Origin of the sequence: Hymenobacter amundsenii (genome assembly GCF_002204745.1) — a bacterium.
Classification (GTDB): Bacteria; Bacteroidota; Bacteroidia; order Cytophagales; family Hymenobacteraceae; genus Hymenobacter; species Hymenobacter amundsenii.
The window spans coordinates 1-16,238 of record NZ_NIRR01000039.1 but is presented as its reverse complement, the minus strand read 5'-3'; the positions used below and the strand labels follow the sequence as shown (position 1 = coordinate 16,238).

The 16,238-nt window shown below is 65.0% G+C and carries 13 protein-coding genes and 1 pseudogene; 8 read left to right on the top strand and 6 right to left on the bottom strand.

What is annotated here, in order from left to right:
* The first annotated feature begins 43 nt into the window (after nt 1-43).
* From CDA63_RS17025 to CDA63_RS16990, 7 genes are all read left to right on the top strand, one after another.
* On the top strand, nt 44-2,701 hold the full coding sequence (locus CDA63_RS17025) for a GDSL-type esterase/lipase family protein (RefSeq protein WP_088465666.1): 2,658 nt from the start codon (nt 44-46) through the stop codon (nt 2,699-2,701).
* Nucleotides 2,702-2,888: 187 nt separating this feature from the next.
* Nucleotides 2,889-4,358, top strand: a complete 1,470-nt coding sequence (locus CDA63_RS17020; RefSeq protein WP_165768364.1) for a carboxylesterase/lipase family protein — start codon at nt 2,889-2,891, stop codon at nt 4,356-4,358.
* Nucleotides 4,359-4,472: 114 nt separating this feature from the next.
* On the top strand, nt 4,473-5,951 hold the full coding sequence (locus CDA63_RS17015; RefSeq protein ID WP_088465664.1) for a glycoside hydrolase family 30 protein: 1,479 nt from the start codon (nt 4,473-4,475) through the stop codon (nt 5,949-5,951).
* A 130-nt stretch (nt 5,952-6,081) separates the two neighbouring features.
* On the top strand, nt 6,082-7,131 hold the full coding sequence (locus CDA63_RS17010) for an alpha/beta hydrolase (protein WP_088465663.1): 1,050 nt from the start codon (nt 6,082-6,084) through the stop codon (nt 7,129-7,131).
* Between the two features lie 786 nt (nt 7,132-7,917).
* Complete coding sequence (locus CDA63_RS21435) at nt 7,918-9,426, top strand: PAS domain-containing protein (protein WP_088465661.1); 1,509 nt, start codon at nt 7,918-7,920, stop codon at nt 9,424-9,426.
* The gene (locus CDA63_RS16995) at nt 9,344-10,873 is read left to right on the top strand and encodes a sensor histidine kinase (RefSeq protein ID WP_242434721.1); all 1,530 of its coding nucleotides are present in this window, start codon (nt 9,344-9,346) and stop codon (nt 10,871-10,873) included. The genes CDA63_RS21435 and CDA63_RS16995 overlap by 83 nt, the downstream gene beginning before the upstream one ends.
* Before the next feature lie 4 nt (nt 10,874-10,877).
* Nucleotides 10,878-11,291, top strand: coding sequence for a response regulator (locus tag CDA63_RS16990; protein WP_088465659.1), 414 nt, complete (start codon nt 10,878-10,880; stop codon nt 11,289-11,291).
* 28 nt (nt 11,292-11,319) lie between these two features.
* On the opposite strand, the pseudogene CDA63_RS21915 reads toward CDA63_RS16990, so the two are convergent.
* The 3 genes and pseudogenes from CDA63_RS21915 to CDA63_RS16975 form a co-directional block, all read right to left on the bottom strand.
* Nucleotides 11,320-11,547 (bottom strand): annotated as a pseudogene (locus CDA63_RS21915) (transposase); the annotation flags it as partial.
* 21 nt (nt 11,548-11,568) lie between these two features.
* Complete coding sequence (locus CDA63_RS21910; protein WP_165768362.1) at nt 11,569-11,988, bottom strand: transposase; 420 nt, start codon at nt 11,986-11,988, stop codon at nt 11,569-11,571.
* Between the two features lie 165 nt (nt 11,989-12,153).
* The gene (locus CDA63_RS16975) at nt 12,154-12,975 is read right to left on the bottom strand and encodes a universal stress protein (protein ID WP_088465656.1); all 822 of its coding nucleotides are present in this window, start codon (nt 12,973-12,975) and stop codon (nt 12,154-12,156) included.
* Nucleotides 12,976-13,216: 241 nt separating this feature from the next.
* Between CDA63_RS16975 and CDA63_RS16970 the strand changes: the two genes are divergently transcribed.
* Nucleotides 13,217-14,242: a 2-hydroxyacid dehydrogenase gene (locus CDA63_RS16970; protein WP_088465655.1), complete on the top strand. Its 1,026-nt coding sequence runs from the start codon at nt 13,217-13,219 to the stop codon at nt 14,240-14,242.
* Nucleotides 14,243-14,452: 210 nt separating this feature from the next.
* On the opposite strand, the gene CDA63_RS21790 is transcribed toward CDA63_RS16970, so the two are convergent.
* The 3 genes from CDA63_RS21790 to CDA63_RS16960 all read right to left on the bottom strand — a co-directional run.
* A complete protein-coding gene (locus CDA63_RS21790) occupies nt 14,453-14,761 on the bottom strand; it encodes a Crp/Fnr family transcriptional regulator (protein ID WP_317044065.1) in 309 nt (102 codons plus the stop codon).
* Nucleotides 14,722-15,504, bottom strand: a complete 783-nt coding sequence (locus CDA63_RS16965; RefSeq protein WP_317044064.1) for a response regulator — start codon at nt 15,502-15,504, stop codon at nt 14,722-14,724. Before CDA63_RS16965 ends, CDA63_RS21790 begins: the two co-directional genes overlap by 40 nt.
* On the bottom strand, nt 15,482-16,238 hold a 757-nt coding region (locus CDA63_RS16960; protein WP_133074290.1), incomplete at its 5' end, for a sensor histidine kinase. The genes CDA63_RS16965 and CDA63_RS16960, both read right to left, overlap by 23 nt.

The window sequence follows — 16,238 nt, the reverse complement described above, 5'->3', positions numbered from 1 at the left end:
ACTGCTGCTGCTGCTGATTTTTCCGCTCTTCTACCAACCCACCATGCATAGAAAACTTATACTCCTTGCCCTGGCCGCGCTGCCCCTGAGTTCGGCCCGGGCCCAGACGACGGCCCGCTCCGTGCTGGTTGATTTCGGGGTGGATGACGGCACCAACGGCAACGTAACGCCGAGTCCCGACGCCAACGGCAACTACTGGAACAACGTGCTCAACAAGACCGGCGTGGCCGACACGTTCCGGCTCGTGGACCGCACGAACGCCGCAACGGGCCTCAAGCTTAAAGTGGGCGCTAACTTCCTGACCAACGGCATCCAGACCGGCGGTCTGCTGGCCCCCAGCGTGGCGCTGCTGGGGCCTTATGCCGTGGCCACGGCCACCCAGGACTACTTTTTCGTGCAGGGCACGGGCAGCACGGCCACCGGCACCATCCGCCTGAGCGGGCTCGACCGCACCAAGCGCTACGTGTTCCACGTCTTCGGCAGCCGCTCGACCACCGAAACTCGGGCGTCGCGCTATACCTTCCGCGGGGCTACCACCAGCTCGGTTACGCAAACCACTTCGGGCCCAGGTATCGGGGCCAACGGCTACAACGGCAACAACAACACCATTACCACTTCCGATACGCTGGCCGCCGATGCCAACGGCGTGCTGGAGCTGGAGCTAAGCAAGGAAGCAGGCTTGTACGCCTATCTGAACCTCATGCGCGTGGACGTAGTGCCGGCCCGCAACCCGGTAACGGGCAACACGGCTTTACAGAACCCCGGCTTTGAGCTGGGCAACTTCACCAACTGGACCATCGTGCCCCAGGGAGCCGGGGCCACGGCCACCATCAGCACCGCCACCAAGCATACGGGCAGCTACGCGGCCCAGCTGGCGGGTGGCAACCTGCGCCTGGAGCAGCAGATCAGCTACGTGCCGACCATCGGCAGCCCCGGCCAGCAGCTGAGCGGCTGGTTTTATAATTCGGCCACTACGGGCCTCACCGGCAACCAGGCCGTGCACCTGGAGCTGCTTTACTACAACGCCAGCAATGCCCTACTGGGGCGCTTCCGCTCCGATTCGCTGGTTGCCACTTCTGCCCCCGGCACCTGGGTGCAGCTGCAGGCCACGGCAACGGTGCCTGCGGGCACGGCTTACGTGCGCGGGGCGGCCGTCTGGCGCAACCCCGCCGGCACGGCCGGCAGCGCCTACTTCGACGACCTGTCGCTGGCCCCTTACACCGCCCCAATCCCCACCGACCCGCTCAAGATTGTGTACATGGGCTCCTCCGTGCCCTTTGGCACGGGCGCGACCAACAACCGCGGCTATACCAGCCTGTATGCTGAGTTGCTGGCCCAACGTGCTGCTGCGGGCACCGGTCAGCCCTGGGTGACGGCCAACATCAGCGTACCGGGCAACAACACCGTGGCCGTGCTCAACCGCTACGACGCCGACCTGCTGCCCCAGCACGCCCGGTACGTGGTGTTTGGCCTGGCCTTGGGCAACGAAGGCATCCTGACCGGCGGCCAACCCGTCTTCGACCAGTACCGCGACAACCTGATCCGGCTCATCAAGATGGCCCGGGCCGATGGCATGGTGCCGCTGGTGACCAACAACTACAGCCGCGCCGATTACGCCGCCACCCAGTACTCCTTCGTCCGCCAGATGAACCTGCTCATGCACGGCTGGAATGTGCCGAGTGTGAACCTGCTCGGGGCCGTGGACGACGGCAACGGCCGCTGGGCCGACGGCTACTTCTTCGATGCCCTGCACCCCAACGACCTCGGCCACGCCGAAATGGCCCACACCCTGGTGCCCTCGCTCTTCGATGCCCTGCACGCCGGCAAAGCGCTGCCCACCCGCCGCCCCGGCCAGGGACCGGGCATTACGCTGGGCAAAACCACGGGCCAGCCAACCCGGGTGGTCCGCTTCGAGCCCGAGGATGTTGTGCATCCCTTCACGCAGGCGCTGCGCTTTAAAACCGGCAGTGCCGGCCAGCTGGTCGAAATCCGCGACAGCGCGGGCATCAAGGCCGGAACTATCCGGATTGAGGCCAATGGCAAGCTGCTCTACACCTCGGCTACCGGCCGCACGATTGCGGGCTCGGTAGCGGTGGCCAACAACCGCTGGCACAAGCTGGTACTCACCCACTACTACGCCCGCGGGGCAACCATGCTTTACGTGGACAGCGTGCGGGAAGGCTCCGTAGCCGAACGCCTGCGGCCCACCCGTTTCGAACTCGGCGGTCCGGCCGCGCCCGCCCGCCTGCAGCTACGCGACTGGCTGTTCTACCGCTCGGGCATGAACCAGGATGAGGTGCTGACTATGGCGGCCGACTCGCTGCTCAAGTCGAGCCTGGAGCTGTACGCCCCCCTCAACGGCGGCCCGGCCGCGGCGGATTCGCTCACCAACCGGGCCCAGAGCCTGAACACGCTCACCCGCGTGGCCGGGGGCGTAGCCCTCTCGACCCGCCCGAGCACCCGCTCGGCCGCCGTGAGCCTCTACCCCAACCCCACCACCGGCCAGGTACGCCTGCTGGCCCCCTGGAACCTGGAGGGCACCGAGATGCGGCTCTATGATCTGGCCGGGCGGCTGGTGCTCACTACCCGGCTAACGGGCGGCGTGCTCGATCTGCAACCTCTGCGGGCCGGCACCTATTCGCTGATTTTTGAAACGGCGGAAGGCATGATTCACCAGCGCGTCATTCGGCAGGACAACTAGCCCCGCAGAAAATTGGCCGGTAGCGGCTCGGATGGGCTTCAACACCTCTTCCGGCCGCTGTCGCCCTTTTTCAGGGTATTTTGACTGCGCAGCGCAGCACGAGTCGGGCCCGTCCACGCTTCAGGGTCCAGGCCCGAAGCCCGGTGGTGAACTCCAGGCTGCCCGGCGGAACCGTAACGATTTACCCATGAGAGCAGCTTATCATTCGGCAGGGCCAACGCGTACTATTTTAAGGCGCGGGCTACTGATCATCAGCCTAACAGCTGGTCCCGGCTTCCTGGCCACGGCCCAGACGCCGGTGGAGTGCCGGACGCGGGCCGGCCGGCTGCAGGGCCTGCGCGATACCTCGGGCCTGTTGCTGTTCAAAGGCGTGGCCTACGCCGCCCCGCCTGTGGGGCCGGGCCGGTTCCGGCCGCCCCAACCGGTGCCGCCCTGGGATGGGCTGCGGGCGGCCACGGCCTTCGGGCCGCGGGCCCCGCAGGGCGGCGGCACCGAAGTGCAGGGGGCGGAAAACTGCCTCACGCTCAATGTCTGGACGCCTTCGTTGCGGGCCGCCGAACCCAAGCCGGTAGTGGTCTGGGTGCACGGCGGGGGCTTCACGGGCGGCTCGGGTGATGACTTTCCGGGTCAGAATTTCGCCCGCCAGGACAGCATCGTGGCCGTGAGCATCAACTACCGGCTGGGCAGCTTCGGCTTTTTGCAGCTGGGCAACCGGCTGGGTCCGGCTTACCGCGCCGCCGGTAACGCGGGCGTGCTCGACGTGGTGGCCGCCCTGGGCTGGGTGCAAACCAACATTGCCGCCTTCGGGGGCGACCCGGCCCGCGTGACGGTCATGGGCGAATCGGCCGGCGCCAAGCTCATCAGCGCCGTGCTGGCGGCCCCAGCTGCCGACGGCCTTTATCAGCAGGTGATTCTGGAAAGCGGCGGGGCCCAGGCGGTGCGCGATACCACCACGGCCGCCACTGTCACCAACCGCCTACTGGCCGCCCTGGGCCTGCGCCCCGACCAGGCCGCCCAGCTGCTCACCCTGCCCACGGCCGATATCATCCGGGCCCAGCAGCAGCTCACCGATGGCCCGAAAGGCCTGCAGCTTTTCGGGCCGGTGCTCGATGGCGTCATCATTCCCGAAGCGCCGCTGGCCCATCTGGCCCGCCCCGGCCGGCTGTCGCTGCGGGCACTGCTGGGCACCAACCGCGACGAAGCCGGGCTGTTCATGGGTTTCTGGCCAGCGCTGCAGCAGCCCAATCCGGCCGTGCTCGACGACCTGTTTGGTGCCAACGCCAAGCAGGTGTGGCGCGCCTACAAGCACGCCCGCCGCCGCCAGCCCACCGACCAGGCCTGGCTAGCCGCCACCACCGACTACCTCTACCGCCTGGCCACTTACCGACTCGCCGCCACCCTGGCCCGCGTCGGGCAGCCCGTCTGGCTTTACCGCTTCGACTACCAGCCGCCCGGCGGCCCTGGCCCGTTGCACGCCCAGGAGTTGGGCTACGCCTGGAATGCGTTGGCCCCAAGGCCCGACAACTACCTTCCAGCCAGGCCCTGGCCACCGAAATGCACCAGCGCTGGGTGCACTTCATTCAGACTGGCACCCCGGGCCCGGAGTGGCCCGCTTACCAGGCTAAACGGGCCCAAATTATGGTGTTCGACTCGGTGAGCCGCGCCCGGCCCTTGGGGAAACCGTACCGCGACCGGGCCTTCCCGGACCAGGCCTATCGGCTACCGCAGTAGCTCCTCTTTCCGCTAACCTTCCGCTTTTTTACCCCCGCTTATGCCTTCCGTTTCCGGCTTTTTACCCGTATTGTTTCTCTCGCTGCTGGGCCTGGGTAGTGCGGCCGCTCAGAAATCCTCCCCCGCTAAACAGCCCGCCGCTTACTCGGTCGCGGGTAAGAAAGCACAGGTTTATACCACTGCCCGGGGCACTAGCCAACGGCTGGCCCCCGGTCCGGCGCTGGCCTTCGCGCCCGCCGAGCAGCCGCTGGAAACCCAGGTCTGCATCTTTATTGACCCGGGTAAAACCTTCCAGACCCTGCTCGGGATTGGCGGGGCCCTGACCGACGCTTCGGCCGAAACGTTTGCCCGCCTGCCCAAGGCGCGCCAGCAGGAGTTTCTCAAGGCCTACTTCAGCCCCACCGACGGCATTGGCTACTCGCTGGGCCGTACCCACATTGCCAGCTGCGACTTTTCGAGCGCCAGCTACACCTATGTGGCCGAGAATGACAAGGCGCTGCAAAGCTTCAGCGTGCAGCACGACGAGCAGTACCGCATTCCGTTCATCAAGCAGGCCATTGCCGCGGCGGGCGGCGAGCTCACGCTGTACGCCAGCCCCTGGACGCCGCCGGGCTGGATGAAAACCAACGGCGAGCTGCTCCACGGCGGCGAGCTGCTGCCCCAGTACCGCCAGGCCTGGGCCGAGCACTACGTCAAGTTCATCAAGGCCTACGAGCAGCGCGGGATTCCTATCTGGGGCCTCTCGGTGCAAAATGAGGCCATGGCCAACCAGAAGTGGGAGTCGTGCCTGTACACGGCCGAGCAGGAGCGCGACTTCATCAAGGGATTCCTCGGGCCCACGCTGGCCAAGTCGGGGCTGGGCGGCAAAAAAGTCATTGCCTGGGACCACAACCGCGACCAGATGTACCAACGCGCCAGCACGATTCTCGACGACCCCGAAGCCGCCAAGTACGTGTGGGGCATTGGCTACCACTGGTACGAAACCTGGACCGGCAGCCCCATGCTTTTCGCCAATGAGCGCCGCGTGCAGGAGGCTTACCCGACTACCAACCTGATTTTCACCGAGGGCTGCCAGGAGAAATTCGACTTCGCCAAGATCGACGACTGGAGCCTGGGCGAGAAGTACGGGTACTCGATGGTCAACGACTTTAACGCCGGTACCGTCGGCTGGACCGACTGGAACATCCTGCTCGACGAAACCGGCGGCCCCAACCACGTGGGCAACTTCTGCTTCGCCCCCGTCATCGGCGATACGAGAACGGGGAAGCTGCTCTACACCAACGCTTATTACTACATCGGCCACTTCTCCAAGTTTATTCGCCCCGGGGCAAAGCGCATCATCAGCTCCTCCACCCGCGACTGGCTGCAAACCACCGCCTTCCGCAACCCCGACGGCTCGGTGGCCGTGGTGGTGCTTAACACCAGCGACACCGAGCAGCCCTTCCAGCTGCGGCTGCAGGGGCAGGCGGTTAGTACAACCAGCGCGCCGCATTCTATTGCTACTTACGTAATTAATTGAGCGGCAAAAGGCCCTGGCTGCCGCCAGGGCCTTTTGCCGAATTCCTGCGTAACCGATCTGCCGGCTGCGCAGGTATGCGTCTCAACAATGCTCCACATTTTGCTCAATTGATGGGTACCTGCGCCGCCCTATGAAAAACCTGCTGCTGTTTCTGCTGCTCTTGCTTCCTTGCTGCCGGCTCCTGGCCCAAGGCACACCGCCGGCCGGCCACGTAGTGGTCACTTACCTCGACTCGAAACTACTGCGGGGGAATCCTGGCGGGGAAAACCCGCGCCGCCGCGTGAGCGTGTACCTGCCGGCCGGCTACGACGCAAACTCCCGGCAGCGTTACCCGGTGCTGTACTATCTCCACGGCTTCACCTGGAACGACAGCTTGATTTTCAACCAGGATGGATTGACTGCATTGCTCGACCAGGCTATTGCGGCGGGGCAAATTCGTCCTATTATCGTGGTGGTACCAAACGAACAGACTAAGTATGGGGGCAGCTGGTACGCCAACTCCGCCACCAACGGGCCTTGGGCTGATTTTACGGCCCGCGAGTTGCCGGCCCTGATTGACCGCCAATTCCGTACGCTGGCCAAACCCGGCAGCCGGGGCATAGCGGGCCACTCGATGGGCGGCGGGGGCACGTTGCGGCTGGCGTTGGCGTACCCCGGCACCTGGGCTGCAGCTTATGCGCTGAGTCCGGCTTTGGTGGGTCCTCATCCTACCTATTTACCCGGCCCGGCCGTGCCGCAAGTGCTGGGCGCTACCCTGGCAACCGCGGTGCCCGGCGGCCACGCGGGCCTTTCGACCGTAGCCGTAGCACGAGCCTTCTCGCCTAATCCAAAGGCTAGGCCCTTCGGGGCCGATATCCCTGACTCGGTAGGAGCAGACAGCCTGAGCCGGCGCGACGAGGCGCTGTCTCGCTGGGTGCAGGCAACGCCCACCTATCAGCTGCCCACGCATACAGCCAGCCTGCGCCAGCTGCGGGCATTGGCTTTCGATTGGGGTGCCCAGGACGAGGTGCGCCACATTCCACCAACCTGCCGCACATTTAGCGAGTGGCTTTCTGCCTTTGGAATACGCCATACGGCCGAGGAGTACGAAGGCACGCATGGCAGCCGTATCATGGGCCGCGATGGGCGCATGTTTCAACAGGTGCTGCCGTTTTTCGATAAACACCTTGACTTCAATTAACTCGCCTGAACAGCTTTTTACGGGATCAGCCCTTGCTGTTGGCCATTTTGGTCGTGCCTTAACTACCCCGGGCTCATGTGCGGCTGTAAGCGAGAACTACTTCCTTCTGCATGCTTGGCCAGCTTTGGGTTTGCAATTATCTAACCTTTGACGCCGGTAAGGCTCCCCTTACTGAGCTGCAATTAACCCGAAACAATGGTAGCAATCAGCGTTGTTTCCATTGCTTCGGCATACCGTCGCAAAAGCCAGCCAAACGGCGGCGTTACGCCGAATTGCGTTGAGCCAGTCAACGAAGCTCACGGGATTCGATTTATTGGCTCGCCTGGTTTCTGGCGTGCCTAAAAAGCCCGAAACGCCTACGGGCAGGAGTTCCTGGCCCAGTTTGTCCGCAGCGACCTCATCCTCGATTAACTGGAGTACCGCCCACAGGTCCACCGCCGGTACCACTCCTGGTGCCTGGCCCCTGCCCCGCGATAAAACTACCCGATTGCCGCCAGCCCAATCGGCTGACTAAATACCAGTTCAACGGCTCCCCACGAGGACCATGCGGTTCCATCATCGACTGGCCACGCACTGCGCGCCGGGGCTTGGAGTGCTGGCGGCAACGGGGACACGCCCGAGAAAGGCGCCGATTGCCCGGCATTGAAAAGCCCAGGCGTCCGGCCGGCTCCCGGGAACACCCGGCCGCAGTACCCCGTAAGGGTAGCAAATAGCGCCGGGTATCCGCAACGCGTACCATTGACCCCGGGGGTTGCCGGCGCTTACTGTCACGCTATTCGTTTTTCCATGACTGTTGTTGCTGCGCCGGCGCTGCCGGGCGATGCCCTACCCCCGGACGGCATGGCCGACGTGCTGTTCACCACCTCCCCTGCGGGCATTATGCTGCTGCGGCCCGTGTACGCGGCCGACGGCATCACCATCGTCGACCTGGCCTGGGTGCGGCTGAACGCGGCGGCCCAGCGCATGCTGCGCTTGCCCGAGCAGCCCACCGCCTCGTTTCTGACGCTCTTTCCGGCCGCTCCACAGGTGGGCGTGTACCAGTTTTACCGCGATGCGTTTCTGTCGGGGCACGTCGAGCGCCGCCAGAACCTCTACCAGCAAGACCAGCTCGACGGCTACTACGACCTCGTGGCCCAGCGCTCCGGCGAGGTGCTGGTCGTCCACTTCACTGACGGCAACGACCAGCCCCGCACGGCGGTGGAAGAAGCGTTGCGCGCGAGCCAGGCCCGCGAGAAGGCCGCGCGTGCCGAAGCCGAGGCGCAGCACCAGCGCTTCTACGACCTGCTCATGCAGCTGCCCGCGCAGGTGGCCGTCCACGAGGGCCCCGACCAGGTATTTACGCTCGTCAACCCGGGCTACCGGCGGCTGTTCCCCACCCGCGCGTTTGAGGGGCTGCCCGTCCGGGAGGCCCTGCCCGAACTGGCCGGTCCTGGGGGCATCCTCGACGTGCTTGACGGGGTGTACCGCACGGGCGAGCCCTTCCACGGCACGGAAGTGGAGTTGTGGGTGAACTTCACCGCCACCGGCCAGCCCGAGCAGGTGTACCTCAACGCCGTATTCCTGCCGCTGCGCGATGCCCAGGGGCGCATCGACGGGGTGCTCGACTTCTCTGTCGACGTGACCGCGCAGGTGCATGCCCGCCAGCAGGCGCAGCAGCTTAACCAGGAATTGGAAACCCACGTGCAGCAGCGCACCCGCGAGGCCGAGGCCGCCCGCGCCGAAGCGGAGGAGCAGCGCAACCGCCTAGTGCGCCTGTTCAGCCAGGCCCCGGCCCATATTAACCTGTTTCAGGGCCCCGACCACGTCTGGACCCTGGTGCATCCGCGCACCCAGGAGTTGCTGCCCGGCCGCCAACTGCACGGCTTGCCCCGCCGCCAAGCCGTGCCCGAGCTGCCCGAGGAGCAGCACGAACCCTTCGACCGCGTCTACCGCACCGGGCAGCCCGAGCACGTCGTCGAATCCAGCCGCCGCCTCGACCGCTTCCACACCGGCGAGCTGCACGAGGCATTCTACGACGTCACCTTCCAGCCCAAGTTCGACGCCGCCGGGCATGGAAGGCGTGATGAGCTTTGCCGTCGACGTCACCGACCGAGTGCGCGCCCGCCAGCAGGCCGAAGCCCTGCAGGCCGGCATGCTGGCGGCGGCCCAGCGGCAGGCGCAGGAGCGCGAGGCCATGTTCCGCATTCTGGCCGAAACCCCCGCCGCCGTAGCCGTGTTGCGCGGTCCGGAGCACCGCTTCGAATACGTGAATACGGCCTACCAGCAACTCTTTCCCGAGCGCCAGCTCACTGGTAAATCCGTGGCCGAGGCCCTGCCCGAAACCCGGGAAGCGGGCTTTCTGGCCGAGCTCGACCGCGTGTACCAAACCGGCGAAACCTTCTTCGGCCTGGAGCTGCCCATGCGCCTCCAGGCCGAAGATGGCCGCCCCGTGCAGCAGGTATATTACACCTTTACCTACCAGGCGTACCGCGAAAACGACCAGATTGCCGGTATTTCTATCTTCGCCTTCGATGTCACTGACCAAGTGCAGGCCCGCCAGCAGCGGGCCCTGCAAGAGCAGCAGCTGCAGGAGTTCTTCGAGCAGGCACCGGTGGCCATTGCCCTTTTTCGGGGGCCCGAGTACATCGTGGAAGTAGCCAACCCCCGGGTGGCCCAGCTATGGGGGCGCACCCCCGCCGAGGTGTTGGGCCGCCCTTTATTGGAGGCCTTACCCGAAGTCCGGGGCCAGGGCTTCCAGGAACTGCTCGACGGGGTGCGCAGCAGCGGCGAGGCCTTTGTGGCCGAGGGCATCGGGGCCCAGCTGCGCCGGGGCGACACCTACGAGACCGTCTACATGAATTTCGTGTACCAGCCCCTGCGCGACGCCGACGGCACCGTGACCGGCGTGGGAGCCGTGGCCACCGACGTGACCGCCCAAGTCCAGGACCGCAAACGGGTGCAGCAGCTCAACGAGCAGTTGCAGGCAGCTAACCATGAATTGAGCAACAGCAACCATCAGCTCACCCGCACCAACGTGGACCTGGACAACTTCATCTACACGGCCAGCCACGACCTCAAGGCCCCCATTTCCAACATCGAGGGCCTGCTTTACTTACTGCAGGAAGAGCTACCCGCCACCGTGGCCCAGGACCCGGAAATCGGCCCCACCCTGGCCCGCATGCTCGAGGCCGTGGAGCGCTTCAAGCGCACCATCGACCACCTCACCGAAGTCTCCAAGCTGCAGAAAGAGCACGCACCGGCCAACACGCTGGTCAACCTGGCCGATGTGGTCGAGGATGTCCGGCAAGACCTGCAACCCCAACTGGAGGCCGCCAGCGCGAAGTTCACCGTCGACGTGCTGGCTCTGCCCCCCATTCACTTCTCGGAGAAAAACCTGCGCAGCATCGTTTACAACTTGGTCAGCAATGCTGTCAAGTACCGCCACCCCGACCGCACGCCCCACGTCGACGTGCGGGCCCACGTGCGCGAGGGCCACACCGTGCTCGAAGTGCACGACAACGGCCTCGGACTGGATGAAAAGCACCTGCCGCGCCTGTTCACCATGTTCCAGCGCTTCCACGACCACGTCGAGGGCACGGGCATCGGCCTCTACATGATTAACCGCATGGTCGAAAACGCTGGCGGCCGCATCGAGGTGCACAGCCAGCTCGGGGCCGGCACCACCTTCTTCGTCTTCCTGCCCCACGCCACCAACCCGGCCGGGCACCAGTTTCCCGCCTATATCCCTTCCTTCCCTTCCTGACCGCATGGCTGCCATTTCCTGCACCCTGCTCGTCGACGACGACGAGACGACCAACTTCCTCAACCAAACCCTGCTCCGGCGCATGGCCGTCAGCGACGCCGTGCTAGTGGCTGGCAATGGCCAGCAGGCCCTCGACCTGCTGCACAACCACTGTAAGGCACCCAGCTCGCCCACCTGCCCGGCCCTCATCTTGCTCGACATGAAAATGCCCATCATGAACGGTTTCGAGTTTTTGCAGGCCTATGCTCAGCGTCCCGAGCGGGAGAACCCCACGGTGGTTATCATCATGCTCACCACCTCGCTCAATGCGGTGGACGTGGCAAAAATGCAGGGCCTACCCATTGCCGGTTACCTGACCAAACCCCTCACCCGTGAGAAAATTACCCAGGTGCTACAAGAGCATTTTGGCCAATCATGAGGGGAATAACTAAGCGCGTGTTTGGGAATTAGTGGGCTGTTGCTCGGCGCAAGGTCATGGTCAAGTTGGCGACCGGCAGCCACGCGGCATGGCTGGCTGCTGTGCGCTCGTGACCCATGGCGAGCCGGCGAAAGTAATTGAGCCAGGCGAAGGTGCGCTCCACGACCCAGCGCTGGGCCACCGGGACAAACCCGCGCGTGGCACTGGGCGGCCGACTGGCCACCTGATGCTGCCAGCCCAGGGCCTGCACATGCTGGGCGAATTGCCCGCATTAGGCTTAGGTCGATCGGCACCCTGCGGAGCCCGCTGGCCCAGGCGGGCCGCAGTCGCGTGGGGGTGGGCCGTAAGGGCCGGGCCGCCCGGCTATCGTGGCGCATTTGGCGCGTGCACATGCAAGCGCCAAATGCGTCCGCTCGTGTCGCAGAGCACTTGCCGCTGACGCGCTTGTGGGCGTCGAGGCTCCGCTGCTGGCCCAGGCGCGGGGCCAATTTGACGCTTTGAGCATCGACCAGCGCCAGCGACGGGGTGGGTAGCCGACGGCACCCAGCCAGTCGGCGCGGTTGCTGGCCTCGTTGAGCTGTTGCAAGGTGCCGGTGCTTTGCCAGTGGGCAAACCAGTAGTACACCGCCGACGAGGGCGGAAAACAAGCTGGCAGGCTGCGCCATTGGCAAGGCTGCCTTGGCTGAACTTTGCTCACTGAACAGATTTACTGAACCGCTTCCACCTTAAGCAGGCAGATTTCATTCCCTCACTGCCCCTCTCAGGATTGTCCATCAAAACGAGTACTAAATTTTAGGACAAGACATCAGGCCGACCTGTAATTCTGATCATGCCGGTGGCCTCAACTCGGGACGCATGCTGGTCAGTTCGTTGCGGGCAGAATCAACACGGGCACGGGACTGCGCAGCAGCACCCGGGCCGTTACGCTGCGGTGAAACAAGCTACCCAGAAAGCTGCGCGGGCGGGCGATCAGCACTACGAGGTCATAGTCGGCGGGCTGGGCCAGTTGCAGAATTCCCTCGGCAGGGTCCTCAGCCACCTGACTGGCGCCCAGTACGGGGGTCGGCAGGTCTACCGTCAGGCCGGTGCGTACCACCAATGCCAGGGCCCCGGCCAATGCGGCTGGGTCGGGTTTGGGCGCCACGTGTAACACGGTTAGCTCGGCATGCAGCGCGGTCAGTATCTGCCGGGCTGGGCCGGCGTAGGGCCCCAGGCTGAACGGCTCGCCGTCGGCGGCCAATAGCACCCGCCGCGGCAGGGAGTTGGCCGTCACGTTGTGTGGTACTACAAGCAGGGGGCGCGGGCTGGTGCGCAGTATGTCGAGGGCAGTGGTGTGTACCATCACTTCGGGAATGTCCTCATAGTCGGGGCGGCCCAGCACCACCAGGGCCGGGTGGTGGCGCGTTATAGCATCCGCCACGGCGTCGGCTACTTGGCCGTGGCCCACTTCGGCCACCACGGGCACCGCCAGGTTGCCAGCCAGCCGATTCATTACCAGGTCAATGGCTTCCCGGTTGAGATTAGAAAGGCCGCTGATGAACCGCTCGGGGTCGAGCAGAGCGTCGCGGCGCACGTGGAGCAGCACCAGGCGGGCTCCGAGCGGCTCGGCCAGATTGGTTGCATAGTCGAGGGCGCGGTCGGCCGCTTTAAAAAAGTCGGTGAGCACAAGCAGTGTAGAGGTCATGGCAAAGGCAAAATGGTACCGGCAAGAAGCACACGCGTCCCGCTACAGCCCATGCGCGAGGTCAGGTGGATCCCTGATTTTGATCATAGGCAGGGTAGCTGATTTTCCGGAATGTTGTGCCGGACCGGCCAGACTGGCCATTCGCCTCCCCACCCGGAGTTGGCGCTGACACGCCGCCGCGGCCCTTGTCAATCAACGCTACCGCCCCTGAGGAGATGGTAACGCTACGTTTCTCTTTTGCATGGATATTACCGTTTTCAGTGCCTACGCTTTCGAGCGCCCCTACCTCACGCAGGCCGCCGCCGCCGACGGCCACGAGTTGCACTTTGTGGACGCTCCCCTAACCCTGGCCACGGCCGGACAGGCAGCGAGCAGCCCCGCCGTGGCTATTTTCGTCAACGATGATGCTTCGGTGCCAGTGCTGGCGCGGCTGTGGGAAGTGGGCGTGCGCTACCTGCTGGTGCGCGCCGCCGGCCACGACCAAGTGGATTTGCTAGCCGCCCACCGGCTGGGGCTGCGCGTGGCCAACGTGCCGCACTACTCGCCCTACGCCATTGCCGAGCACGCGCTGGCCCTTATGCTGGCCCTCAACCGCCAGCTGCGGCAGGCCAGGGCGCAAATGATTCGCGGGGATTTTCGGCTCGATAACCTCGTGGGCTTCGACCTGCATGGCAAAACCGTGGGCATTGTCGGGTGCGGCACCATCGGCGCTACGCTGGCGGGGCTGCTGCACGGCTTCGGCTGCCGCCTGCTGGGCCACGACATCCAGCCCGACCCGGCCCTGACCCGGCGCTACGAACTGGAATACGTTGCCCTGGACACGCTCTGCGCCGAATCCGATATTATTTCGCTGCACGCCCCGCTCACGCCCGCCACCTACCACATTATCGACGGGCCGCGACTGGCGCAAATGAAACGGGGCGTGATGCTCATCAACACCGGCCGGGGGGCGCTGCTCGATACGCAGGCGGCGCTGGCGGCCCTCAAATCGGGCCAACTCGGCTACCTGGGCCTGGACGTGTACGAGCACGAAAAGGGGCTGTTCTTCAACGACCACTCTCAGCAGCCTTCCCAAGATGGCCTGCTGACCCAGCTGCTGGCCTGCCCCAACGTGCTGGTTACCGGCCACCAGGGGTTTCTCACCCAGGAGGCCCTGACCAATATTGCCTCCACCGCTCTGGCTACGCTGGGCTACTGGCTCGACGGGCAAACGCCGCCCAACGAGCTGCTTCCGGCTCCCGCAGTCCTGGTCGAGACGCCAGTCTGAGGGCGCGCCCGGTGCCCGCTTTTTTGCTCGCTGGCCCTGCGTACCAGGCCCCGAACCCGGCCCCACGCTATAGTATAGCCCCGTTGAAACCTGTTCAAAGCGCCGGCGCACAGCGCCGAAATAGCCGCTTGATTTTAGGCCCTTAACGTGTGAATCCATGCGTTAAGGGCCTTTTATGCAAACTCCCTGCCCCGCTGCTACTGGTGCCGCCTACCAATGCGCGTAGCGCAGCTTGTCGGGCTGCACCACCCGGATGTGGCCCGGGGTCAGCTCTATCAGGCCATTCTGGTTGAACTCGCTTAGCGTGCGAATCAGCGACTCGGGCGCCGTGCCCACCATGGCCGCCATGTCCTCGCGGGAGAGTTGGATAGTGGCTTCCGGGTCGGCGGCGGTGGGCTCGTACAGGCGCAGCAGGGTTTCGGCCACGCGGCGGCGCAGCGAGCTGTAGGCCATCACCAGCAGCTGCTGCTCCCGCTCGCTCACACGGCCCGCCAGCAGCCGGATGAACTGCTCGCCCACGGCGGCGTTGCGCAGTAGCAGCTGCGAAAAATCGTCCGGCGCGATATAAACCAGCTCCGAATCGTCGACGCCACGGCCGAGTCGGTGTGCAGCGTCTGGCCCAGCAGGGCCAGGTAGCCGAAGAACTCGCCGGGGCCGTAGAAACCGGTAATCAGCTCCTTGCCGGCCTCCGTGGTTTTCACGGTTTTCACGCGGCCGCTCTGCACGAAATACACCCGCGCGGGCTCATCGCCTTCCAAGTAAATATCCTGCTTGCGGCGCACCGGGTGGGCCTTGCGCTCCACCGTCAGGCCGTCCAGACTGCCCACGGCGCGGGCATCGTCGAGAAACGCGTGCAGGCCGCCGGCCTGCAGGTCGTAGTCGGGTTGCAGGTGCTGAAACCGGTCGAGGCGGCCACTGACGGCGCTGAGCAGCTCGGTTTCGCTGAACGGCTTGGTCAGGTAGTCGTCGGCGCCCAGCTCCATGCCCCGGCGCTGGTCGGCGCGCTCGGTTTTGGCGGTCAGGAAAATGAACGGCACGCCCGCCAGCTGCGGGTTCTGGTTGAAGATGTGCAGCACCCCGAAGCCGTCGAGCACCGGCATCATGATGTCGCAGATAACCAGGTCGGGCCGGTCGGCCAGGGCGTTTTCCACCCCCGTTTTACCGTTAACGGCCGTGCGCACGGTGTAGCCGGTGAGCGTGAGCAGCTCGGCCGTGTTCTCGCGGATGAAGGCATCGTCCTCAATGAGCAGAATCGTTTTCATAGGGAATGGTGACAGTGACGGTGGTGCCCTGACCCAAAGTGCTGCGCAAGGCAATGGTGCCCCCCATCAGCTCCAGGTACTTGGCAATAATGTAGAGGCCCAGCCCGGTGCCGGGCACGGTACTAACGCTGCGGGCCCGGAAAAACCGCTCGAACAAATGCGTCTGGTCTTCCTCGGAAATGCCCACGCCCTGGTCTTCCACGCTCAGCACCAGCTGCTGGCCGGGGCAGTTGGCCCGCACTGTAACCACCGCGTTGTCGCCCGAATACTTGAGGGCGTTGGAGAGCAGGTTGACCAGAATTTTGCGCAGCAACGAGGCGTCGAGGTGCACCGGGCCGTCCCACTCTACCAGTTGCACGATGGTTTGGCCGGGCTTGCGCAGGCTCTCCACGTCGGCCAGGGTTTCGGTGAGCAGCGCGGCCAGATCGAAAGTGGTGGCCTGCGCCGCCATCATGCCTTCCTCAATGCGGCCGACGGAGAGAAACTCCTCCAGGATGGCGTTCAGGTGGTTGACGGAGGCTTCGATGCGCCCCAGGTGGCGCGCGCGCTGGGCCTGCTGGTCGGTGCCGGGGTACTTGCCGATGAGCGCAGCCGAGGTGAGCACGGCCGTGAGCGGGGTCCGGAACTCGTGCGAAGCCATGCTCACGAAGCGCGACTTGAGCTCGCCCAACTCGCGCTCGGCGGCCAGGGCCTGGGCCAGTTCGGCCTGGCGCTGCTCCAGCTGCTCCATGGTC